Consider the following 20,068-nt stretch of genomic DNA (forward strand, 5'->3'; position numbering starts at 1 on the left):
CGAACGCAGCAGGAACGCTGCGTTCTTCGGCCGCATCCGGCCGATGTCGCGCGATCGGTTTTATCGCCGGCAATGCAGATTTATCCAGCCAAGGAAAGGCCATCCGCCATGCGCATCGCACGGTTAGCACCGCATCTATTCTCCACAACGTCCGGTCCGCCCGCGAGTGATCGTTCGCGTGCGCTCGCAAGCGAAAATTGCAAGCTCAGCGACTCGCGAACGCTTCAATAAGCGCTCTCCGTGACGGCATCGACCTGGCCTCGCACGCCGAGTCGCGGCAAACCGTTGCACGGCATCCACGATTCATGCACAGGAGGTGCAAGCGAAACTCTGACTATTGGTTCAAAGGCGACATCTCAGGAAGAGGAAGCGCCACCCGGTCCTCACGTGCTTCGCTCGCGCAAGCACCTGAGCGGCGCTCCCAAGCCACATCTCAAACGCAGAGGATCGCGCATGTTTAGATATCTCATTTTCGCGCTCGCCGTGCTTCATTCCGGCGGCGCGTTGGCCGTGGGTTGCAAAGAGGCGCCTCGCTTCGGCAACTCGCCCACAGTGACCGTGCTGAACGCGTCTCCCGAAAATCCACGCCCAGGTGACGAAATCACTCTGACCGCATTGGTCGAGGCGGCCGATGTATTCTCCGTCTCCTGCCAGAACCCGGACCATTCAGTACAGAGGATCGGCGGCATCATAGATGTGTTCGCCGGCGCAACGCGCATCGGCAGCGTCCAAATCGCGCCAGAAAACACACACCAAGTGTATCTTGGCACTTATTACGACCCGGCCTGCCCTCAAGGATTCACCTGCCCGTTCTTCTACTACGGCTTCAATACCACCAGCTACTCTGTGAAGTTCCGGATGCCGATGGATTCGACCCAGCAGACCTTCACCGCCAGCTTCAGCGGCGACAAGCATTTTTCGCGCGGCTCCAATTCACAGCCGTTGAACATGTCCGCAGCATACGCCGACAACAGCCCGATCATCAGTTACCTGCTGAACTGACATCTCAAACTCAGTCAACACATATCATTCAATTACTCAAAGGATTGATCGCATGAAGACCATTCTCACCACCCTCGCCGCCGCCCTACTCGCCGTCAGCGGCAGCGCTTCTGCCGAATTCATCGAAACCACCGAGATTAGCCAGATCGGCGCGTACCAGGCTGCCACCACGCACTACGTTTGGCTGTCCACCGGCATCTCCGCCGAATGCGCAGCCCAGGGCACCAATTCCGTCCTGGCGTTTGATGAAGCTCAGCCCGGCGGCAAGGGCTTGCTGGCGATCCTGACCAGCGCGCTTCTCAATAAGCGCAAGGTCTCGGTGCGCACCAGCGGCTGCAACATCGTCGAGGTTTACCTCAAGTAAGCGCATCGCGCGGCGATGTGTCTATCGCTGCGGAGAAGCCCGCCTTTAGGCGGGCTTCTCGTTTTTAAAGCGCTCGCGATGCACTGGGAAGAAAACAGGTAGCGCATCGCTTACCGTCGCGCGGCATCAGCCGCCACTGCTGTTTGCGGACATCGACAGCCGCTCGATCATCTTCTCGCGCATCACGAACTTCTGCGGCTTGCCGCTGATCGTCATCGGCAGGCTGTCGACGAATTCGATATAGCGCGGAATCTTGTACTGGGCGATGCGACCCTGGCAGAACGCGCGCACCGCATCGGCATCCAATGCCGCGCCGTCGGCGATGCGGATCCAGGCGCAGACTTCCTCGCCGAATTTCGCATCGGGCACGCCGAACACCTGCACGTCGGCGATCGCCGGATGCGCGTACAAAAATTCCTCGATCTCGCGCGGATACACGTTCTCGCCGCCGCGGATCAGCATGTCCTTCAAGCGTCCGACGATGTGGGCATAGCCGTCCGTGTCGATGATGGCCTGATCGCCGGTATGCATCCAGCCTTCGCCGTCGATCGCTTCGGCGGTGCGCTTGGGATCACCCCAATAGCCCTGCATCACCGAATACCCGCGCGTCAGCAGTTCACCGATCTCGCCGCGCGGCACGGTGTTGCCGTCTTCGTCGACGATGCGCACTTCCACGTGCGGATGCACGCGTCCGACCGAGTCCACGCGCCGCGCCAGCGGATCGTCCGGCACGGTCTGGAAACTGACCGGACTGGTCTCGGTCATGCCGTAGGCGATGGTGACCTGCTGCATGTGCATGCGCTCGACCACCTGCTTCATCACCTCGATCGGGCAATTCGAACCGGCCATGATCCCGGTGCGCAGGCTCGACAGATCGAACTCGCCGAAACGCGGATGCTCCAGTTCGCCGATGAACATCGTCGGCACGCCATGCAGGCCGGTGCAGCGCTCGTCGGCGACGGTCTGCAGCGTGACCAGCGGATCGAAGCCTTCGCCCGGAATCACCATGCACGCGCCGTGGGTGACGCAGGCCATATTGCCCAGGACCATGCCGAAGCAATGGTAGAAAGGCACCGGGATGCACAGCCGGTCGCGCTCGCTCAGGCGCATTGCCTCGCCGACGAAGAAACCGTTGTTGACGATGTTGCGATGGGTCAGGGTCGCGCCCTTCGGCGCGCCGGTGGTGCCGGAGGTGAACTGGATATTGACCGCATCGTCCGGCGACAGCCGCGTGGCGATTTGTTTGAGTTGCGCATGTGCGTCGGCATCGTCGCAGGCGGCGATCGCATCGAAGGCGTGCGCGCCCGCGGGCGGCTCGCCCGGCCCCATCGACAATACGTGGCGCAGGTCGGGCAAACGCCGCGCGCGCAACATGCCGGGCGGATGCCGGTCCAGTTCCGGCGCCAGTTCGCGCAGCATCTGCAGATAGTGCGAGGTCTTGAACGAAGGCACGATCGCCAGAGCCCGGCAGGCGACCAGATTCAAGGCATATTCCAGTTCGTGGGTGCGATACGCCGGATTGATGTTGACCAGGATCAGGCCGACACGCGCGCTCGCGAATTGCAGCAACACCCATTCGGCGCGATTGAGCGACCACACGCCGATGCGGTCGCCCGGGGCGAGGCCGAGTTCGAGCAGGCCCGCGGCGAGCCGATCGACCGCCGCATCGAACTCGCGCCAGTTCATGCGCACGCCTTGCGGCGGCACCACCAGCGCATCGCGCTCGGGCCAGGTCGCGGCGATGCGCGACAGCATCGCGCCGATGGTTTCGTCCAGCAACGGCGGCGTGGCGGCGCCGACGACGTGGCTCAATGCGGGGTCCGGGGCGGCATGGGCGGCGTTCATGGCCTTAGCATATCCGCAGGCCGCGCCTGCGTTTGGCCACGGCCGCGGCGCCGCGAGCTCAATCCGTGATTGCCCTCCACAACCGGCGCAACGCCTGGATCGGCGACGACATCGCCCGCATCGGCCACGACGCTACGATGGCCGGGTGCGGATACGCGAAAAACGCCGATCCGGCGATGATCCAAGGCGCGGCTTGCGTTCGACAACGCCGCGCAATTGCTTTCCGCGCGCAATTGCTCTTTGATTGCACGGGCATGACGGCCTCGGCGGCTGCGTTCGAGACCGCCGCGATGGATCGCCGCATGCCGTCCGCACTCATTCCAAGGCAGGAACCCCGCATGTCGATCGTCCATCCGCTGTCGCGCCTCGCGCTGTCCCTTCTCGTCCCGATCGCGCTGTCGATGCCGGCGCAGGCCAAGCAGCCCGCGACCAGCGCGCCCGCTACCGCGCAAAGCCGATCGGCCGCGAGCCTGAACTTCAACGGCGCGCGCTACCTGCATCGCTGGTCCGACAGCACCCAGGCCGAATTCACCCCCGCCGGCCAGGAAGACCTGAGCAAGTGGCAGGACATGATCACCGTGGTGACCAACGCCGGCGCGCGCGACGGCGAGCAACTGGCCGGATTGGCCGAAGCCGTGCTCGCCCGCTACAAGCAGGCCGGCAAGATCATCAAGACCGATTCCAAGCCGCGCACGCCGCAAAGCCCCGCCGAGCACCTGATCGTGGCCGTGCTGCCGGGCAAGGGATTCGTCGAGACGGTGTTCGCGCGGATCAAGCTGATCGACGACACCGGCACCATCGCCATCTATGCCCATCGCGTCTACGGCGAGAACGCCGCCAACGATTTCGGCGCGTGGCTGACCGCGAACGGCGAGGCGACCGAGCGGGCCGTGATGGCCTGGGACGGCATCCCGACGCCGGCCCAGTTGAGCGCGTTGCCGCGCAGCAAGTGATGCGCCGATCCTTGATGCGCCTCCCCTGAGCATGCAAAAGCCCGCCGAAAGGCGGGCTTTTGTTTTCACACCGCGGCGCCGCTGCGATCGCGCCGCGGCTCACCCCACACCGATCACGACGCCCCGCGCTGCGCCGCCTCGGCGCGCAGTTGCTTGGCCCGCACCAGCACCGGCGGCGGGGTGATCTCTTCGGGAATGCGGAAGATGCCGATCTTGCGCAGCCACAGCCCGGTGCTGCGCGCGGAGGTGAAGGCGACCACCGGGATCGACAGCACCAGGCCGATGATCACCGGCGACATCCACGCCGCCAGCGGCGGCGACACCACATAGGCCATGCCGCCGATCAGCACGCCGAGCAGGCTCAGGCCGCCGTAGCTGCGGATCAAGCCCGACAGCGGCAGGCTGCCGTCGTCGCGGCGCTGCGATTCCCAACCCGAGTCCTTGCCGGCCAGTACCTCGGCCACGCCGCGCGACTGCACGTACATGGTCACCGGCGCCATCAACGCGGCCAGCAGGGTTTCGAAGATCATGCTGAGGAAGGCGCGGATCGCGCCACCGCAACCGCGGCGGGTCTCGCGGTCGGTCAGCATCGCCAGGAAGCCCATGAACTTCGGCGCCAGCAGCACCGCCATGGTCGCGACGAACACCCACAGCACCCGGTCGGGGTCCTGATCGCGCCAGTACGCGCTCGGCGAAAACCCCGGCAGGCGGATGCTGACCCAGTTGAAGAAGCCTTCCTTGTCCAGCGGAATCGCCAGGCCGATCAGCATCAGCATCGCCCACATCGGCGCGGTGAAGTAATGGCCGATGCCCATCGCCATGTGCATGCGGCTGATCCAGTGCAGGCCCTTCGCCGACACCACCGCGCCGTGCTGCAGATTGCCCTGGCACCAGCGGCGATCGCGCACCAGCATGTCGGTCAGCGACGGCGGGCCTTCCTCGTAACTGCCGACCAGCCCCGGCACCATGTGCAGCGCCCAGCCGCCGCGACGCATGAACGCGGCCTCGACGAAATCGTGGCTCAGCACGGTGCCGCCGAACGGCTTGTAGCCACGCAGTTCCGGCAGGCCGGCGTGATCGGCGAAGGCCTGGGTGCGGATGATCGCGTTATGGCCCCAGTAGTTGCTTTCGGCGCCGTGCCACCAGGCGATGCCGTAGGCGATCACCGGCCCGTACACGCGCCCGGCGAACTGCTGCATGCGCGCGAACAAGGTCTGGCCGTTGACGATCATCGGCAAGGTCTGGATCAAGCCGACATCGGCGTTACGTTCCATCGCGCCGGACAGCTTCACGATCACCTCGCCGGTCATCAGGCTGTCGGCGTCGAGGATCAGCATCTGCGGATAGGCCGCGCCGAAGCGCCGCACCCATTCGGCGATGTTGCCGGCCTTGCGTTCGTCGTTGTTCTTGCGCCGGCGGTAGAAGATCCGCTCGTGCCCGCCGGTGCGTTCGCGCAAGGCGAGAAACGCGCGGATCTCGGCCTGGCGGATCGGCTCCTTGGTGGTGTCGCTGAGGATGAAGAAGTCGAAGCGATCGACCTGTCCCGTGGCGACCACCGATTCGTAGATCGCCTGCAGACCCGCCATCAGCCGCTCGGGGTCTTCGTTGTAGGTCGGCATCAGCAAGGCGGTGCGCTGGCCCAGCACCGGCAACTCGCCGCCCTGCTTGAGGCCGAACCGCCAGCGCCGCCGCGACAGGATCAGGCAGAACCCGGCCAGCGAACTGGTGAACGCCAGCGCGATCCAGGCGAACAGCGGCACGAACAGCACCAGCAGCATGCCTTCGAGCAGGCTCAGCCCGCCGACATACAGCACCCGCAGGATGTGATAACCGGCGGTCAGGGTCAGCAGCGCGGCGCCGCCGATCACGTACAGCCGGCGCCAGCCCATCGCGTTGGGCGCGCTCGGCAGCGGCCGGTCCGGGCGTTCGCCCACGCGCAGCGATTGCACCGGCATCGCCATCGGCGCTTCGGCCGGCAGCGCTTCGTAGGCCACGGCGGGCGTTGTTTTCGGGGGAGCGACAGTTGCGTTCATGCAGTCCAACGATACAGCCAAGTTTCGGAAAGGGGACCGCGCGCGTCTTCCAGCACGGCGCGCAGTTCGACCACGCGCGCGTCCCCGGGTTGCAGTTCGAACGACATCCGCCAGCCGCCGGTGCCGGCGTTGGCATGCGCCAGCGCGTTGACGACCCGGCCCGAGGAGGCCCACACCACCGCGCGCGGCCGCGCATCGGCGGCCAGCGCGCGCAAGCGTCCGCCGTCGAGATCGATCACCACCAGGCGCGCGCCATCGCCGCCGGCGCCGATGCGGGTACGGCGCACCGTCGCCAGCGTCGGCGCCCAGGCGTGCTCGGCGCACCAGTGCAGGCGATAGTCGAAACGGTGCTCGCGTCCGGCCGCGAGCGGCGCGCGCGGGCGCCAGAACGCGACCATGTTGTCGTGGTACTCGTCCTTGGTCGGGATCTCGATCAGATGCACCGCGCCCTCGCCCCAGTCGCCGACCGGTTCCACCCACAGGCTCGGACGGCGCTCGTAATGTGCCTCGCTGTCGGCGTAATCGGCGAACGCGCGCTTGCGCTGCATCAGTCCGAACGCGCGCGGGCTGCGGTCCTGGAACGCGCTTTCCTGCAGCGATGCGGGATTGTGCAGCGGCCGCCAGATCTGCTCACCGGCGCCGTTGTGCATTGCCAGGCCGTCGGAGTCGTGGACCGCGGGACGGAAGTCGTCGATGCCGACCCGATCGGTGGCATCGAAGTGGTACATGCTGGTCAGCGGCGCGATGCCGACGCGATCAAGCGCCACCCGCGGGTACAGGCGCAGCTGCGTATCGAACACCGTCTGCGTACCGGGCGTGATCGCGAAGCGCAGCGCGCCGGCCACGCTGGGGCTGTCCATCAGCGCATGCACGACGATCTGCTTCGCGCCGGCCGCCGGCTGTTCGATCCAGAACCCGGTGAACACCGGGAATTCCTCGTCGCCGCCGGCGCCGGTGTTCAGCGCCAGTCCGCGCGCCGACAATCCGTACAGCAGGTCCTTCGCCACCGCGCGGAAATAACTCGCGCCCAGGAACGCGCAGACCTCGTCGAAGTAATCCTTGCGATTGATCGGCGCATGCAGGCGGAAGCCGGCGAAGCCCAGGTCGTCCTGCGCCGGCTTGGGCGCCTTGCCGAAGTCGAACATCTGCGGCCGGTACACCACCGGCGTGGCCTCGCCGCCGTGCACCAGATGCATGTCGACGCGATGCTTGAACAAAAACGCGCGATGGAAGAACTGCACCTGGAACGGCAGGCCGTCTTTCTTCCACAGCGCCTGCGCTGGATCGAAGCGGATATCGCGCCAGGTGTCGTACTTGATCCGCGCCAGCGCCTCGGGCAGGTCCGCATCGGCGGGTCGGTAGGCCTTGGCGGCCAGCGCGCGCGCCAAGGCCGGCACCGTGCCGGCGTCGAAGCGCTGGGCGGGGCCCGCGGCGGCCAGGGCCGGCAGCCAGCAGCCGCCGGCCAGCGCGGCCAACGGCAGGGTCAGCCCGGCCTGGAGCAATTCGCGTCGCTGCAAGAACCACCTCGGATCGAATAAACCCGGCGATTGTAGGGATGCGCTTGTTAACAACCTGGAATACGCCGAACGCGCGGCGGGCTTGACGGATCGCGCGCGAACCCGCCGCGGGCGGGCGAATCGCCGAATCGATCACAAGAAAACGATTACCCGGCGACGTCATCGCCCGGTCATGCCAACGCCACAAGCGCGACACGGCCCACGCCCAGGATTGCCCAAACCGGGAGCCGCGGCATGCGCTACGCGATCGTCACCGAGACCTATCCGCCGGAAATCAACGGCGTGGCCCTGACCGTGCAAGGTCTGGAGCAGGGTCTGCGCGCGCGTGGCCACGAGGTCGGTCTGGTCCGCCCGCGCCAGCTCGGCGACGGCGCCCAGGCGCAGCCGCACGAACTGCTGGTCAACAGCCTGCCGCTGCCGCGTTATCCAGGGCTGCGCTTCGGCCTGCCCTGCGCCGGCCGCCTGGGCGCGGCGTGGACGCGCGATCGTCCCGACGCGATCTATGTCGCCACCGAGGGGCCGCTGGGCTGGTCGGCGCTGCGCGCGGCCAAGCGCCTGGGCATTCCGGCGGCGACCGGCTTCCATACCCGCTTCGACGAATACATGCGCGACTACGGCGCGCCGTTCCTTGCCGGCACCGCACTGGCCTGGATGCGCCGCTTCCACAACGGCGCCGACGCGACCTTGGTGCCGACCCGCGAGCTCGCCGAGTTCCTGCGTTCGCGCGGCTTCGAAGACGTGGTGCGGCTGCCGCGCGCGGTCGACACCCAGCTGTTCGACCCGCGACGGCGCAGCGCGTCGTTGCGCCGGCAATGGGGCCTGGACGACGACGGCTTCGCCGCGATCTACGTCGGCCGCATCGCCGCGGAGAAGAATCTCGAGCTCGCCGTGCGCGCGTTCCGCGCCTTGCAGCAGCAACGGCCGCAGGCGCGCTTCGTCTGGGTCGGCGACGGCCCGGCACGGGAAAAACTGCAGCGCGAACATCCCGATTTCATCTTCTGCGGCGTGCAGCGCGGCGAAGTGCTCGCCGAGCACTTCGCCAGCGGCGATCTGTTCGTGTTTCCCAGCCACAGCGAAACCTTCGGCAACGTCACCCTGGAAGCGATGGCCAGCGGCGTGCCGACCGTGGCGTTCGATTACGGCGCCGCCCGCGAACACCTGCGCGACGGTCTGCACGGTGCGGCGATCGCCGACGGCGACGATGCCGGTTTCATCGAGGCCGCGGTCCGCATCGGCAGCCAGGACGCACTGCGCGCGGGAATGTCCCGCGCAGGCCGCGACGCGATCAGCGGCCTGCGCCCGGCCCAGGTCGCGGCCGATTTCGACGCGCTGCTGCACGCGCTGGCGCAACGCAACCCGCGCAGTCGCAACACTCCGGCATCGCAACGCGACAAACCCAAACCCAAGCAGGAGGTCGTATGAACCGGTTGCCCTTGCGCAAGCGTCTGATCGCCGGCGAATCGGGTTGGTGCCTGCGCGCCAATCGCCTCGGCGAACGCAACAGTTCGCGCGCCTACTTCGCCGCGGTCAGCCGCCTGGGCGACGGGGTGTTCTGGTACGCGCTGATGGCCGCGCTGATCGTGGCCGACGGCTACGACGGCCTGCGCGCCTCGCTGCATCTGGCCGCGACCGGGGTGATCGCGCTGACGCTGTACAAACTGCTCAAGCGCTGGACACGCCGTCCGCGCCCGTTCGCCTCCGACCAGCGCATCCACGCCTGGGTCGCGCCGCTGGACGAATTCAGCTTCCCCTCCGGCCACACCTTGCACGCGGTGGCCTTCAGTCTGGTGGCGATGGCGCATTACCCGGTGCTCGCCTGGCTGTTGATTCCGTTCACCGCGAGCGTGGCGGCGTCGCGGGTGGTGTTGGGCTTGCATTACCCCAGCGATGTGGTGGCGGCCACGGTGATCGGGTCGAGTCTGGCGGGGGTTTCGTTGTGGCTGGTGCCTGGGGTGACGTTATTCGGTTGAGGCGATGCGCTGCGCGCGTGGCGTGCATTGGCCTGGCCGCGTGCCACGTGTGCAATTGCATCGCCGCCCGTGCAGGAGCGGCGCGAGCCGCGACTGCGGGAATGCGATCACGCCGTAACCTTCGTCGTAGGCGCATTGGCGCGGTCGCGGCTTGCGCCGCTCCTACAGGTAGGCCATGCGGCTTCGGCTTGGGCCTGAAGCCGCGCAGTTCATCCAGCGCTGCGAAGCCCGGAACTCGCGTTAGCAAAAGCACACCCGTAGGGCGGCGCACATGGATGTGCGCCGTGCGCCACCGGGACAGGATGTCCCGTGTGGCGCATGCCCGCGTCTGCTCCGCACTTGCGGGCACTTGATTCACAAAAAAGCGTTTTTCTTTGGTTACCTTTCTTTTGTCGCTTTTGACAAAAGAAAGTAACTCGGCCGCTTGCGGACGAAAGCTGTTGATCTTGCCCTTGGCTTCAAAAGCTCTAGAGCTTCAAAGCTTTGAAGCCTTTAAAGCTGCAAGCAGGATCAAAAGCGTTCCGCCGCTGAAGCGGCGGGTCACTTTCTTTTGTCTAAAGCAACAAAAGAAAGGTAACCAAAGAAAAATGCTTTGTTGTGAATCAAGTGCCCGCAAGATCGATGCAGACGCGGGCACGCGCCACACGGGACATCCTGTCCCGGTGGCGCACGGCGCACATCCATGTGCGCCGCCCTTCGGGTGTGCAGTTGCTAATGCGAGTTCGATGCTTCGCAGCGCTGGATGAACTGCGCGGCTTCAAGCCCAAGCCACATGGCCTACCTGTAGGAGCGGCGCAAGCCGCGACCGCGAATCCGCATCGACGTCGCATCCACTCGAAACCAAAAACACTCCACCCATCACCCAAACCGATCCACCTGCGCCCTTAACACCCCAGGCCGCAACTGCCCCACCCAATCGCGATCATTCGCCACCTGCGCCCGCGCCCGACTCGCCTCCAGCGCGACGAAATCCAGATCCGCATACGCCCACCGCTGCCCACCGCGCGTCTGCGCCAACACCCCGTCCGCCGGCAGGCCCACGTCCATCGGCGCATACACCGCCGCCTCGCCGGTGTTGGTGTCCAGGGCCGGACTCCACAAGGCCTCGCCCGCGGTCACCGCCTGCGCCACGAAACAGCGGTTTTCCAGCGCCCGCGCCAAGCACCCCACCCGCACCCGGGTCGCGCCGGCCGCGGTGTCGGTGCAACTGGGCGCGATCAGCAGACGCGCGCCGGCTTCGCATTGCGCGCGCACCGGCAAAGGGAACTCGATGTCGTAACAAATCGCGATGCCGGCGCGCTGTTCGCCCAACGCGAAGGTCTTGAGCGCATCGCCGGCCTCGATCACCCCGGCCTGTTTTTCGAAACCGGTGAGTTGCAGCTTGTCCTGCCACAGGCAACCGCCCTCGGGCGCGAACGCGTAACTGCGATTGCGGTACCGACCGTGTCCTGGATCGAACAGGAAACTGCCGGCGACGATATGCAGCCCCAGTTCGCGCGCCAGCAGGCCGAAAAAATCCAGCCAGGCGCCGTGATAGGCCTGGGTCGCGACCAGCGAAGCATGCAGGTCGCCCTGGGTCGCCGCGCCGAAGGTCGCGCCCAGTTCCAGCGACAGGTATTCGGGCAACACCGCCAGTTGCGCGCCGCTGCGCCGCGCCTCGCTGAGCCACTGGGTTTGTTTATCGGCGAATTCGGCGAACGTGCGCGGCGCGCCGATCGCGTACTTGGCCACGGCCACCCGCATCATGCGCGCCCCAGCGGCCGCAGCCAGAAACTCAGGGTGTGCTCGCGCTCGCCGCGTCCGACTTCGTTCCACGGCAGGCTCGCGCGCAGCTCCGGGCGATGGGTGTAGCCGCGTTTTTTCCAGAACACCTCGTTGCCGCGATGAAACGGAGGCTGGCGCGGATCGTCGGGTTCGCGTTCGACCGCGCAGAACGTGGTCCAGTTGAAACCGCCGAGCGCGCGCGCATGCGCCTCGCGCATGTCGAAGAACCGATGGCCGACGCCGCGGCCGCGATACTCGGGCAACAGCACCGATTCGCCGCAATAGAACACGTGATCGACATCGAGCAGGTGATCGTCGAACGCGGCGCGGAACTCGGGGATTTCATCGCTCATCGGCACGCCGGTGGACGCGCCGACCACGCGCGGGCCGTCGAAGGCCAGCACCGCGATGCTGCGCCACGAATCGCGATAGGTCTGCAGGTACTTGGCCTCGTAGGCCGCATCGCCGTCGTACAGATACGGCCAGTCGCGGAACACCGCGATGCGCAGCGCGGCGATCGCCTCCAGATAGGGCGTGATCTCGGCGCCGGCGTAGCTGCGGATCTCGGGCATCGGTTTCTTCATGTCGGCATCTTGGGTGAGCGCGGGCGGGTCGGGCGCGGCGGATGACGGGCCGGCCGCGCCGATGGTTGCGGGGCCTCATCTTCCGCCGTCGCCCAGGCCCGCGCCAATCGGGGCTGGCCCCAGGCGTCGCGCCGTGGCCGGGAAACGACAGCGGCGGCAGGCATCGTGCCTGCCGCCGCCGGGGGAACGGTCGCTTGCAAAAGCCGGCCGTTTACAGCGCCGGCGGGACGCTCGGATCGCGCGGCGGAGTCGGGCCGGCCGGCGCTGCCGCGACGCTGCGCTTGACCGCCGGGCCGGCATTGCCGCCGATCTGGTACCAGTCGACCTTGCGGGTCAGCGCCATGATCGCGGCCAGGATCACGAACAGCAGGCCGGCGCCGAGCACCAGTGCGTTGTCTTCCGAGATCAGCAGCCCGTACAGCGCGCCGTACAAGGTCACCAGCATCGCGCCGAAGCCCAGCGCGCGCACCACGCTGCGCAACACCGCGCTGAGGTAGAACACGATCAGGCCGATGCAGGCGACGGTCGCGGCCAGGTAGGACAGGCCGAAATCGATGTGCTCGCTCAGGCTGACCAGCAACAGGAAGAAGATCGCCAGCGCCAGTCCGACCAGGCCGTACTGGATCGGGTGGATGCGCAGTTGCTTGATCAGTTCGAACATGAAGAAGCCGACGAAGGTCAGCAGCACGAACAGCAGGCCGTACTTGGTCGCGCGATCGGCCTGCGAGTAGACGTTGACCGGGTCCTTCATGGTGACCTGGACGGCGTTGATGTCGCCGCCGGACGCGCTGTCGACCGAGTCGTCGCCGATCACCATCACCGACGGCATGATCGTGCCGGCCTGGTACTGGCGCTGGGCGTTGGTCGCGACCGACGACACCCGCCATTCGGCCTTGAAGCCCTTGTCGGTGATGCCGTCGGAGCTCGGCGGGAAGCTGCCGCCGAAGTTCGGATGCGGCCACGAGGAGTTCAGCGCGAAGCGGTTGTCCTTGCCCAGCGGCACCAGCGCCAGCGACTCGGTGCCGCCCAGCGCGAATTCCAACTGCGTCTGCAGGCGCAGTTGCGTGCCCGGCGCCGGCGCGACGAGTCGCGCATGGATGCCGCCGCCGTCGCGCGCGCCCAGGCCGTCTTCGATCGCCGCCTGCGCGCCGTCGAGTTTCAGCTTGGGATCGCGCAGGCCGCGCACGTCGGCGAAGGCGTAGCTCAGCCACGGCTTGCCGATCACGCGGGTGATGCCCGACACCGTGGTGCCGGCGGGGGCGACCGGATTGGCCGGGATATTGGCGGCGAAATCGGCCTCGGCCTTGCCTTGCCAGGTGTAGACCAGGACCTTGTGCAGGCCGAGCCGGCGGGTATCGGGATTGAGATCGCCGGTGACCGCGAGCTTGTTGGGGAAATAGGTCCAGCGGCCCTGTTCGCGATGCACGGTGTGCTTGACCGCGCCCTTGTCGTCGGTTTCCGCCTCGACCCAGGTGTCCTCGTACGGCACCACCAGCGCCGGCCCCGAGAACGCCTGCGCGCCGGCATAGCTGCGCGCCACCGTGGCGACCGCCTGGGCGCGGTATTGCTGCCGTTCGCTGATGATGCCGCCGATCATCAGCAAGGGAATGAGTATCGCCAGGGTCATGCCCAGCACCATCAGCATCTTCAACCACACCCGCATGTCGTACTCCTTCCGTGACGTTGGCGCGCAGCTTGGGGGCCGTGTGCGGGGAGGCGATGACGTTGCGGTGTTGCATCGGTGAAGTGGTGGTGAAGCGGGGGCAATGACGAATGCAGCCGCGACGATCAATGGCCCGCGGGCTTGGTGGAACGCGGCTCATCGTTGTTGCGATTGCTGTTGCTGTTGCCTTTTCTGTTGCTGTTGCTGTTCCCCCCTTTGGAAAAGGGGGGCTGGGGGGATTCGCTTTTGCTTTTGTTGTTCCACCAAGAAAAGCAAAAGCAAAAACAAAAGCGAATCCCCCGCGCCAGTCAGTCATGTACACACTTCATGCAACGCAGGGCGCCGCCCCCTTTTACAAAGTGGGCTGATTCTCCATGAAGCGAATCTTTCAGGGACGATTTCGCGATAGCGAGCGGACGCAACACAACCCAACCAACCGCCCTACCCCGGCACCACCAGACTCGCCACCGCCCCACCCTCATCGCGATTGACCAACGCCGCTCCACCGCCATGCAGCGACGCCACCTCGGCGACGAAGCACAACCCCAATCCGCTGCTGCGGCTGCCGCCGGCCGGACGCGGCAACGAATAGAAGCGCTCGAACACCCGCGCCAGCGCGTAATCCGGCACGCCCGGCCCGCGGTCGCTGACCTCGACCCGTTGCGCTTCGCCGTCGCGGCGCAGGCGCAACACGATCTCGCCCTGGGCCGGAGAAAAATCGGCCGCGTTCTCGATCAGATTGATCAGCGCCTGACGCAGCAGGAAACCATCGCCTAGCACCGGCGGCAGATTCGGCTCCAGATCCAGCAGCAGCTTCGCGCCGGTCTTGTGCAGCCGCTGCGCGCATTGCTCGGCCGCTTCCTGGGCGATCGCGGCCAGCGCCACCGGTTCGGGTTTCTCCAGCCGCTGACGATGTTCGACCGCGGCCAGCGCAAGCAGCTTGTCGATCATCTGCGCCAGGCGCTCGGCCTGGCCGCGGATGCTGCCGGCGAAGCGCGCGCGGTCGGCGTCGGCCATGGTGCCGTCGCCGGGCGGCGATTCGAGCAGCTCCGCGCTGCCGCGGATCGCCGCCAGCGGGCTCTTCATTTCGTGCGTCAGCGTATGCACGTACTGCTCGACGTACTGCTTGCCCTCCAGGCGCGTGCGCATGGTTTCCAGGGCGCGGCCGAGTTCGCCGAATTCGCCGGCCGCGTCCGGCGGCGGCGCGCGCGCGCCGGCGGTGACCGCATGCGCGTAGCGCCGCAGCAGGTCGATCTGGCGCGACAGCCACCACGACACCAATACGCCGATCAGCAAGGCCACGCCCATCAACACGAAGCCCCAGCGCATCACCACCGACTGGCTGCGGGCGATGAACGGCGCGATCGCGCTGTTGGGCTTGGCCACGGTCAAGGAACCCACGACCCGGCGCGCGTCGTCGCGGATCGGCGCGGCCACGTACATGATCGTCTCGTCCGCATTGCCCGGGGTGGCCGGGCTGGAACGCGCGCCGTAGCGGCCGCGCAAGGTCAGGTAGACGTCGTTCCAGCGCGAGTAATCCTGGCCGACATCGCGCCCGTCGCTGTCGAACACGACGATGCCGCGCGCGTCGGTGATGTAGACGCGATACGTGGTCGCGCGCTTGCGAAAGCCCCAGATCGCCGCGCCGACGTCGCGTTCTCCGAGCGCGCGCACGCGCTTGGCGAAGTCGCCGTGGTCGATGCGGCCGGCGAGGAAGTCGTCGGCCGCGAGCTCGGCCAGGATGTTGGCGGTGTCGACGAGGGTGTCTTCCATCGCCTGACGCACGCCGGGCTTGACCTCGGCGACGAACACCCGCGCCAGCAGCAGCGCGGCGACCGCGACGATCAGGAAATACCCCAGGAAGATCCGCAGGCCGATGCGCATGCCGGCGATCTCAGCCCAGCTCCAGCGAATAGCCCAGACCGCGATGGGTGCGGATCGGGTCGCTGTCGGGGCCGATTTCGCGCAGCTTGGCGCGCAGGGTCTTGATGTGGGTGTCGACGGTGCGGTCGCCGCTGTCGAGCGCATCGCCCCAGACCCGGTCCATCAGCTGCGCGCGCGACAGCACCGCGCCGGGACGCTGCAGCAGCGCGGCCAGCAGGCCGTATTCGTAGCGGGTCAGGTCCAGCGCCTGGCCGCGGTAGCGGATGCGCTTGCCCTCGCCGTCGTGGACGAAACCGGCCTCGGACTCGGCCGGAATGTTCGCCCCGCCCTTGCGCCGCAGCACCACCCGCACCCGGGTGGCCAGTTCGCGCGGCGAGAACGGCTTGGTCACGTAATCGTCGGCGCCGATCTCCAGCCCGAGGATGCGATCGGCCTCGGCGTTCTGCGCGGTCAGGAAGATCACCGGCAGGTCGCGATTGCGGCGCAGCTCGCGGCACAGGGCGAAGCCGCCGATGTCGGGCAGGCCGATATCGAGCACGGCCAGGTCATAGGCCACCCGCTGCGCCTCGCGCAGCGCCTCGCCGCCGGTCAGGCAGTGGGTGGCCTCGAACCCCTCGGCGCGCAGCGCATAGAGCACGGTGTCGGCGATGGCGGATTCGTCTTCTACTAGCAGGATGCGCATGGGGGGCCGGGAATCGGGAATCGGGAATCGGGAATCGAGGGAAAGCCTACTTGCCGTCATAATGATGCCCTGCCCGACCCAACGCCGGGGTTTTTGCTGTTGCCGATTCCCCATTCCCGATTCCCTATTCCCGGCCGCCCCTCATGAACTATCGCCACGCCTTCCACGCCGGCAACCACGCCGATGTGCTCAAACACATCGCCGTGCTGGCCCTGTGCGACGCGCTGACCGCCAAGCCGGCGCCGCTGTTCGCGCTCGATACCCATGCCGGACGCGGGCTGTACCCGCTCGACGGCAATTCGGCGCAGCGCACCGGCGAGGCCGAGGGCGGCATCGGCCGGCTGCTCGCCGAGGCGCCCAAGCAGCCGGCGATCGGCCGCTACCTCGCCGCGGTGCGCGCCTGCCGCGCCGAGCACGGGCCGGCTGCGTACCCGGGCTCGCCGTGGCTGCTCGCGCACGCCCTGCGCGAGGACGACCGCATCGCCGCCTGCGAACTGCAGCCGGAGGAAGCGGCCCAGCTCAAGCATCACTTCGACAACGACACCCGGGTCGCGGTCCACGCCCGCGACGGCTACACCGGGATGAAGGCGCTGCTGCCGCCCAAGCTCGGCGCGACCCGTTTCAATCGCGGCTTGGTCCTGATCGACCCGCCGTACGAAGCGCAGCTGGAAGAATTCGACACCGCCCTGGGCGCGCTACGCGATGCGCTGGCGCGCTGGCCGCAAGGCATTTACCTGCTGTGGTATCCGATCAAGCGTCGCCGCTCGCTGCAATCGTTCTACCGCCGCGCCGCGACCCTGCCGGCCAAGTCGGTGATGACCGCCGAACTGCTGGTGCGCGCCGACGATTCGCCGCTGCGCATGAACGGCAGCGGCCTGTTGCTGCTCAACGCGCCGTGGCAATTCGATCGCACCCTCGACGCGGTGCTGCCGGTGCTCGCGCGCACCTTGGGCGAAACCGCGGATGCGTCCGCCGCGATCACCTGGCTCAAGCAGGGCGATTGAACGGTCGGCCGGCGCGAGGCTGCGTGCCGGCCTTCTCCCACCGCCCGAGCCTCACGACTCAGGCGAGCGGATTCGGCGCGGACGGCAGCGACCCGACCTCCTCGCGCGATGCAAGCCAAGCCGTCTCCGCGCGCAGCGCCTTGTCGATCGATCACAAACGCAACTGCGTACCCGATCACAGCCTGCACTGCGGCGTCGCAAGAATCATCGCCGCAATACCGCGTTGCAGCGCAGCGAGACACCCTGCCGTGATGGCCGCCTAACGCCATCGCCGATTGCATTTCGCCGTCGCCCATCGCCATCGCGCGGCCGCGGCGCGCCGACCAGACCAGCGAAAACCGCTGAAAAACCGGCATTTTTACCTATCGCTTCATACCGGCCCAGGCTGCGCACCTGTCAGAAAACCGCCTTGCGGCGACGCCGAGGTTCGGCGTATGACGGCCCGTGCCCAATGACGGGCTCAGACAGGACGTTCCCATGATCAGGAAGAAATCCACCCTTCTCGCCCTGTGCGCATTCGCCTTCGGCATCGGCATGGCGACCACCGCGATCGCCGCGTGCAACAACACCTGCCGCCTGGGTTGCGAACGCGCCTACAGCCTGTGCGATCCGGCCACCACCGATTGCGAACTGAACTACAACCGCTGCTATCGCGGTTGCGGCTGCGTCATCCCCTGATCGCGGGATTCGATCGCGGCGATTCATCCGCGGCCGCGGAGCCACCTCCGCGGCCGCGAGCCACCCGGCGCGACGCCGGTTTCACCGTCGCGCCCGATTGCCGCGCGACCACCCGCCACCGCGCACACCACTCGATCCACTCGGCTGGACTGCATCAGCCACTGCCGCCGCGCAACGCCGCGGTCTTTCACGACACGCGGCAACGATGCCCGTCATCCGCATCGTTGCCGTGAATCCGCTCACATCGACAAAGGAATGCCCATGACCCGTTCGACGAAACGATCCAGGACCGCGCTGCTGTTCGCCTGCGCCTTCGTGTTCAGCGCCGGCCTGTCGACCACCGCGTTCGCCGCGCTGTGCACGCCGCAGGCGATCGTCAACTGCGAACGCATACAACGTAATTGCGAACTGGCCGGCGGCCCGCCCGGGGCATGCGAGCGCGCCTATCTGGGCTGCATGGGACGGGCCGGCTGCGAAGTGCCCTGACCTCGAACGGCTGCCGCCGTATCGCCAGGCAGCAGGCGGTACCGCGATGGCAGCGCGCGACGAATACCGCCCGGCCCGTGCGCGCGCATCGCCGCACGCGCGCCGGGCGAACTCGCGCGCCGTTGCGTCGGCGTTCGGGCTAAACGCCGCGCGCGCCTGGCGAGCGCGGCCACGGCACCGTCCGGCGCATTTCCACCAGGTCGTACCCCGGCGCGAAGCCGTCGGCCTGTTCGCGGGTCACCACGAAGCCGTAGCGTGCGTAGAAGTCGCAGCTGAAACGCGTGGTCTCGATCACCACCGCGTTGAAATCCTCGTCGGCATCGATCCGGCGCAGACGTTCGCGGACCAGAAAATCGCCGAGGCCGCGCCGGTGCAGATCGCGCCGCACCATGCCCCAGCACAGCGCCGCGACACCCGGCTCGTCGTCCACGCCGTCGTAACCTCCGCAGGCGACGATGCCCTCGCCGGCCAGTTCGATCACCCAATACCGATCCACCTGCTGCAAGGTCTGCAGGAAATCATCGATCTCGACCGCGGCGAAATACTCGGGCACGTTGGATTGGAACAGCGCCACGCAGGCGGCGTGGTCGCCCTCGCGGTACGCGCGCGCGACCGGCGCGCTCAATAGCAATCCCAGTGGTAGGACACGCGGCTGAAATCCGCGCGCGCCAAGTCGGCGGGGTCGATGAAGAAATTGGCGATGCCCGAATCGCCCCACATCAGCCCGTCGTCGCTGTCGAGCTGGAACAGCAGCACGCGCTTGTCGTCGGCGCCGCGCGGATCGTCCTGGGTGAAATCGGGATAACCGCCGAGCTTATGGCCGCTGCGATCGAGGTAGTCGGACACTTCGTCGCTGAGGTCCTCGGCGGCGACGCGATCGTCGACATTGGCGCTGATATAGCGCTCGGCCAAGGCGTCGATATCGGTGCCGAGCACCTTGGCCAGGCCGACATCGTGGATGCCCATGGTCTCGTGGTCGGCGCTGAAACGGATGCGGCGTGGCTTGGCCGGATCGAACGGCAGCGCGTCGAGGCCGACGGTCGCGGCCGGCGGCACGATCGCCGGCGCGCTCGCATCGGCCCAGTACACCACCCGGAACCCCTTCGGCTCGGCCAGTGCGTCCATCCGCTTGGGGCCGTGCGCCGCGTCGATGGCGGCGCCGTAGAAATCGTCGCCGGAGATGAAGAACTGCAGCATGCCGCGCTCGGGATAACCGGGCATCTTCGGCAATTCGCCGAGCTGGATCTGCGCCAGCAGGAACAGCGGCTGGCCCTTCGAATCGCGCGGATAGTCGCGCCCGGCCGCCCAGTACGCGCGGCCGCCGACCTTGCTGACCGCGACGTCGTCGGCCTTCATCGTTTCCAGTTCGATGCGCGCGACCGGCCGCTGGGTGTTCTGCAAGGCCGGTTCGATCGGCGCCAATACCGCCTTGGCGCGTTCGTCGTCGTCGTGGCTGCCGCATTGCGGCGCGCTGCGGTCGGCGTCGTCGCGCTCGGCTTCGGCCTTCATCTGCGCGGCCGCCTGCTTGCTGCGGCTTTCGACTTTGTTGTAGACGAAATAGCCCACGCCGCCGGCGACGGCGAGCACCGCCGCGATGATCCCCACCGACACCAATACCGCCTTGCCCGTCTTCATCGTC

At 67.2% G+C, this 20,068-nt stretch carries 18 protein-coding genes and 1 pseudogene; 9 read left to right on the forward strand and 10 right to left on the reverse strand.

From position 1 onward, the window contains the following. Window positions 1-453 precede the first annotated feature (453 nt). Together IEQ11_RS16235 and IEQ11_RS16240 are read left to right on the forward strand one after the other, a co-directional pair. Complete coding sequence (locus IEQ11_RS16235; protein WP_148650447.1) at window positions 454-1,002, forward strand: hypothetical protein; 549 nt, start codon at window positions 454-456, stop codon at window positions 1,000-1,002. A gap of 52 nt (window positions 1,003-1,054) precedes the next feature. Next, window positions 1,055-1,366 (forward strand): hypothetical protein, encoded by a 312-nt coding sequence (locus tag IEQ11_RS16240; RefSeq protein ID WP_057922090.1) that lies wholly within the window; start codon window positions 1,055-1,057, stop codon window positions 1,364-1,366. Between the two features lie 126 nt (window positions 1,367-1,492). Here IEQ11_RS16240 and IEQ11_RS16245 read toward each other — a convergent pair whose 3' ends face one another. Further along, window positions 1,493-3,211: an AMP-binding protein gene (locus tag IEQ11_RS16245; RefSeq protein WP_191822913.1), complete on the reverse strand. Its 1,719-nt coding sequence runs from the start codon at window positions 3,209-3,211 to the stop codon at window positions 1,493-1,495. A gap of 338 nt (window positions 3,212-3,549) precedes the next feature. Here IEQ11_RS16245 and IEQ11_RS16250 point away from each other — a divergent pair, with 338 nt between their 5' ends. After that, on the forward strand, window positions 3,550-4,164 hold the full coding sequence (locus tag IEQ11_RS16250; protein ID WP_191822914.1) for a hypothetical protein: 615 nt from the start codon (window positions 3,550-3,552) through the stop codon (window positions 4,162-4,164). Window positions 4,165-4,277: 113 nt separating this feature from the next. Here the strand turns inward: IEQ11_RS16250 and mdoH are convergent, their stop codons facing one another. Both mdoH and IEQ11_RS16260 read right to left on the reverse strand, forming a co-directional pair. Then, window positions 4,278-6,197, reverse strand: a complete 1,920-nt coding sequence (mdoH, locus tag IEQ11_RS16255) for a glucans biosynthesis glucosyltransferase MdoH (RefSeq protein WP_096415049.1) — start codon at window positions 6,195-6,197, stop codon at window positions 4,278-4,280. Next, window positions 6,194-7,714: an OpgD/OpgG family glucan biosynthesis protein gene (locus tag IEQ11_RS16260; protein ID WP_191822915.1), complete on the reverse strand. Its 1,521-nt coding sequence runs from the start codon at window positions 7,712-7,714 to the stop codon at window positions 6,194-6,196. The genes mdoH and IEQ11_RS16260 overlap by 4 nt, the downstream gene beginning before the upstream one ends. 234 nt (window positions 7,715-7,948) lie before the next feature. Here IEQ11_RS16260 and IEQ11_RS16265 point away from each other — a divergent pair, with 234 nt between their 5' ends. Beyond that, window positions 7,949-9,136: a glycosyltransferase family 4 protein gene (locus IEQ11_RS16265; RefSeq protein ID WP_191822916.1), complete on the forward strand. Its 1,188-nt coding sequence runs from the start codon at window positions 7,949-7,951 to the stop codon at window positions 9,134-9,136. Then, window positions 9,133-9,684 (forward strand): phosphatase PAP2 family protein, encoded by a 552-nt coding sequence (locus tag IEQ11_RS16270; protein WP_191822917.1) that lies wholly within the window; start codon window positions 9,133-9,135, stop codon window positions 9,682-9,684. The genes IEQ11_RS16265 and IEQ11_RS16270 overlap by 4 nt, the downstream gene beginning before the upstream one ends. A gap of 858 nt (window positions 9,685-10,542) precedes the next feature. Here IEQ11_RS16270 and IEQ11_RS16275 read toward each other — a convergent pair. The 3 genes and pseudogenes from IEQ11_RS16275 to creD form a co-directional block, all read right to left on the reverse strand. After that, window positions 10,543-11,427, reverse strand: a complete 885-nt coding sequence (locus tag IEQ11_RS16275) for a carbon-nitrogen hydrolase family protein (RefSeq protein ID WP_191822141.1) — start codon at window positions 11,425-11,427, stop codon at window positions 10,543-10,545. Continuing rightward, the gene (locus tag IEQ11_RS16280; RefSeq protein ID WP_096418460.1) at window positions 11,427-12,032 is read right to left on the reverse strand and encodes a GNAT family N-acetyltransferase; all 606 of its coding nucleotides are present in this window, start codon (window positions 12,030-12,032) and stop codon (window positions 11,427-11,429) included. Before IEQ11_RS16280 ends, IEQ11_RS16275 begins: the two co-directional genes overlap by 1 nt. A gap of 298 nt (window positions 12,033-12,330) precedes the next feature. Beyond that, window positions 12,331-13,695: pseudogene (creD, locus tag IEQ11_RS16285) on the reverse strand (cell envelope integrity protein CreD); the annotation flags it as partial. A 128-nt stretch (window positions 13,696-13,823) separates the two neighbouring features. Here creD and IEQ11_RS16290 point away from each other — a divergent pair. Then, complete coding sequence (locus tag IEQ11_RS16290; RefSeq protein ID WP_191822136.1) at window positions 13,824-14,063, forward strand: hypothetical protein; 240 nt, start codon at window positions 13,824-13,826, stop codon at window positions 14,061-14,063. A gap of 73 nt (window positions 14,064-14,136) precedes the next feature. Here IEQ11_RS16290 and creC read toward each other — a convergent pair whose 3' ends face one another. Beyond that, a complete protein-coding gene (gene creC / locus IEQ11_RS16295; protein ID WP_191822135.1) occupies window positions 14,137-15,579 on the reverse strand; it encodes a two-component system sensor histidine kinase CreC in 1,443 nt (480 codons plus the stop codon). A gap of 10 nt (window positions 15,580-15,589) precedes the next feature. Next, on the reverse strand, window positions 15,590-16,261 hold the full coding sequence (gene creB / locus IEQ11_RS16300) for a two-component system response regulator CreB (RefSeq protein ID WP_191822134.1): 672 nt from the start codon (window positions 16,259-16,261) through the stop codon (window positions 15,590-15,592). Window positions 16,262-16,404: 143 nt separating this feature from the next. Here creB and IEQ11_RS16305 point away from each other — a divergent pair, with 143 nt between their 5' ends. The 3 genes from IEQ11_RS16305 to IEQ11_RS16315 all read left to right on the forward strand — a co-directional run bounded on the left by IEQ11_RS16305 (window position 16,405) and on the right by IEQ11_RS16315 (window position 18,429). After that, on the forward strand, window positions 16,405-17,265 hold the full coding sequence (locus IEQ11_RS16305; protein ID WP_096415055.1) for a 23S rRNA (adenine(2030)-N(6))-methyltransferase RlmJ: 861 nt from the start codon (window positions 16,405-16,407) through the stop codon (window positions 17,263-17,265). Between the two features lie 477 nt (window positions 17,266-17,742). Beyond that, entirely contained in the window at window positions 17,743-17,943 is a 201-nt protein-coding gene (locus IEQ11_RS16310) for a hypothetical protein (protein WP_096415056.1), read from the forward strand. Window positions 17,944-18,204: 261 nt separating this feature from the next. Next, a complete protein-coding gene (locus IEQ11_RS16315; protein ID WP_191822133.1) occupies window positions 18,205-18,429 on the forward strand; it encodes a hypothetical protein in 225 nt (74 codons plus the stop codon). A gap of 139 nt (window positions 18,430-18,568) precedes the next feature. Here IEQ11_RS16315 and IEQ11_RS16320 read toward each other — a convergent pair whose 3' ends face one another. Both IEQ11_RS16320 and IEQ11_RS16325 read right to left on the reverse strand, forming a co-directional pair. Continuing rightward, window positions 18,569-19,054, reverse strand: a complete 486-nt coding sequence (locus IEQ11_RS16320) for a GNAT family N-acetyltransferase (protein WP_228464697.1) — start codon at window positions 19,052-19,054, stop codon at window positions 18,569-18,571. Next, on the reverse strand, window positions 19,051-20,064 hold the full coding sequence (locus IEQ11_RS16325; RefSeq protein WP_191822132.1) for a YwqG family protein: 1,014 nt from the start codon (window positions 20,062-20,064) through the stop codon (window positions 19,051-19,053). Before IEQ11_RS16325 ends, IEQ11_RS16320 begins: the two co-directional genes overlap by 4 nt. Window positions 20,065-20,068 lie beyond the last annotated feature (4 nt).

The organism is Lysobacter capsici (assembly GCF_014779555.2).
GTDB classification, from domain to species: Bacteria; Pseudomonadota; Gammaproteobacteria; order Xanthomonadales; family Xanthomonadaceae; genus Lysobacter; species Lysobacter capsici.

Bases quoted from the DNA above. Each gene is read 5' to 3' on its own strand.
- mdoH (WP_096415049.1), bottom strand. From the start codon at position 6,197: ATGAACGCAACTGTCGCTCCCCCGAAAACAACGCCCGCCGTGGCCTAC.
- IEQ11_RS16265 (WP_191822916.1), top strand. From the start codon at position 7,949: ATGCGCTACGCGATCGTCACCGAGACCTATCCGCCGGAAATCAACGGC.
- IEQ11_RS16235 (WP_148650447.1), top strand. From the start codon at position 454: ATGTTTAGATATCTCATTTTCGCGCTCGCCGTGCTTCATTCCGGCGGC.
- IEQ11_RS16315 (WP_191822133.1), top strand. From the start codon at position 18,205: ATGACCCGTTCGACGAAACGATCCAGGACCGCGCTGCTGTTCGCCTGC.
- IEQ11_RS16250 (WP_191822914.1), top strand. From the start codon at position 3,550: ATGTCGATCGTCCATCCGCTGTCGCGCCTCGCGCTGTCCCTTCTCGTC.
- IEQ11_RS16280 (WP_096418460.1), bottom strand. From the start codon at position 12,032: ATGAAGAAACCGATGCCCGAGATCCGCAGCTACGCCGGCGCCGAGATC.
- creC (WP_191822135.1), bottom strand. From the start codon at position 15,579: ATGCGCATCGGCCTGCGGATCTTCCTGGGGTATTTCCTGATCGTCGCG.
- IEQ11_RS16240 (WP_057922090.1), top strand. From the start codon at position 1,055: ATGAAGACCATTCTCACCACCCTCGCCGCCGCCCTACTCGCCGTCAGC.
- IEQ11_RS16310 (WP_096415056.1), top strand. From the start codon at position 17,743: ATGATCAGGAAGAAATCCACCCTTCTCGCCCTGTGCGCATTCGCCTTC.
- IEQ11_RS16275 (WP_191822141.1), bottom strand. From the start codon at position 11,427: ATGCGGGTGGCCGTGGCCAAGTACGCGATCGGCGCGCCGCGCACGTTC.
- IEQ11_RS16305 (WP_096415055.1), top strand. From the start codon at position 16,405: ATGAACTATCGCCACGCCTTCCACGCCGGCAACCACGCCGATGTGCTC.
- IEQ11_RS16290 (WP_191822136.1), top strand. From the start codon at position 13,824: ATGGCCCGCGGGCTTGGTGGAACGCGGCTCATCGTTGTTGCGATTGCT.
- creB (WP_191822134.1), bottom strand. From the start codon at position 16,261: ATGCGCATCCTGCTAGTAGAAGACGAATCCGCCATCGCCGACACCGTG.
- IEQ11_RS16245 (WP_191822913.1), bottom strand. From the start codon at position 3,211: ATGAACGCCGCCCATGCCGCCCCGGACCCCGCATTGAGCCACGTCGTC.
- IEQ11_RS16270 (WP_191822917.1), top strand. From the start codon at position 9,133: ATGAACCGGTTGCCCTTGCGCAAGCGTCTGATCGCCGGCGAATCGGGT.
- IEQ11_RS16325 (WP_191822132.1), bottom strand. From the start codon at position 20,064: ATGAAGACGGGCAAGGCGGTATTGGTGTCGGTGGGGATCATCGCGGCG.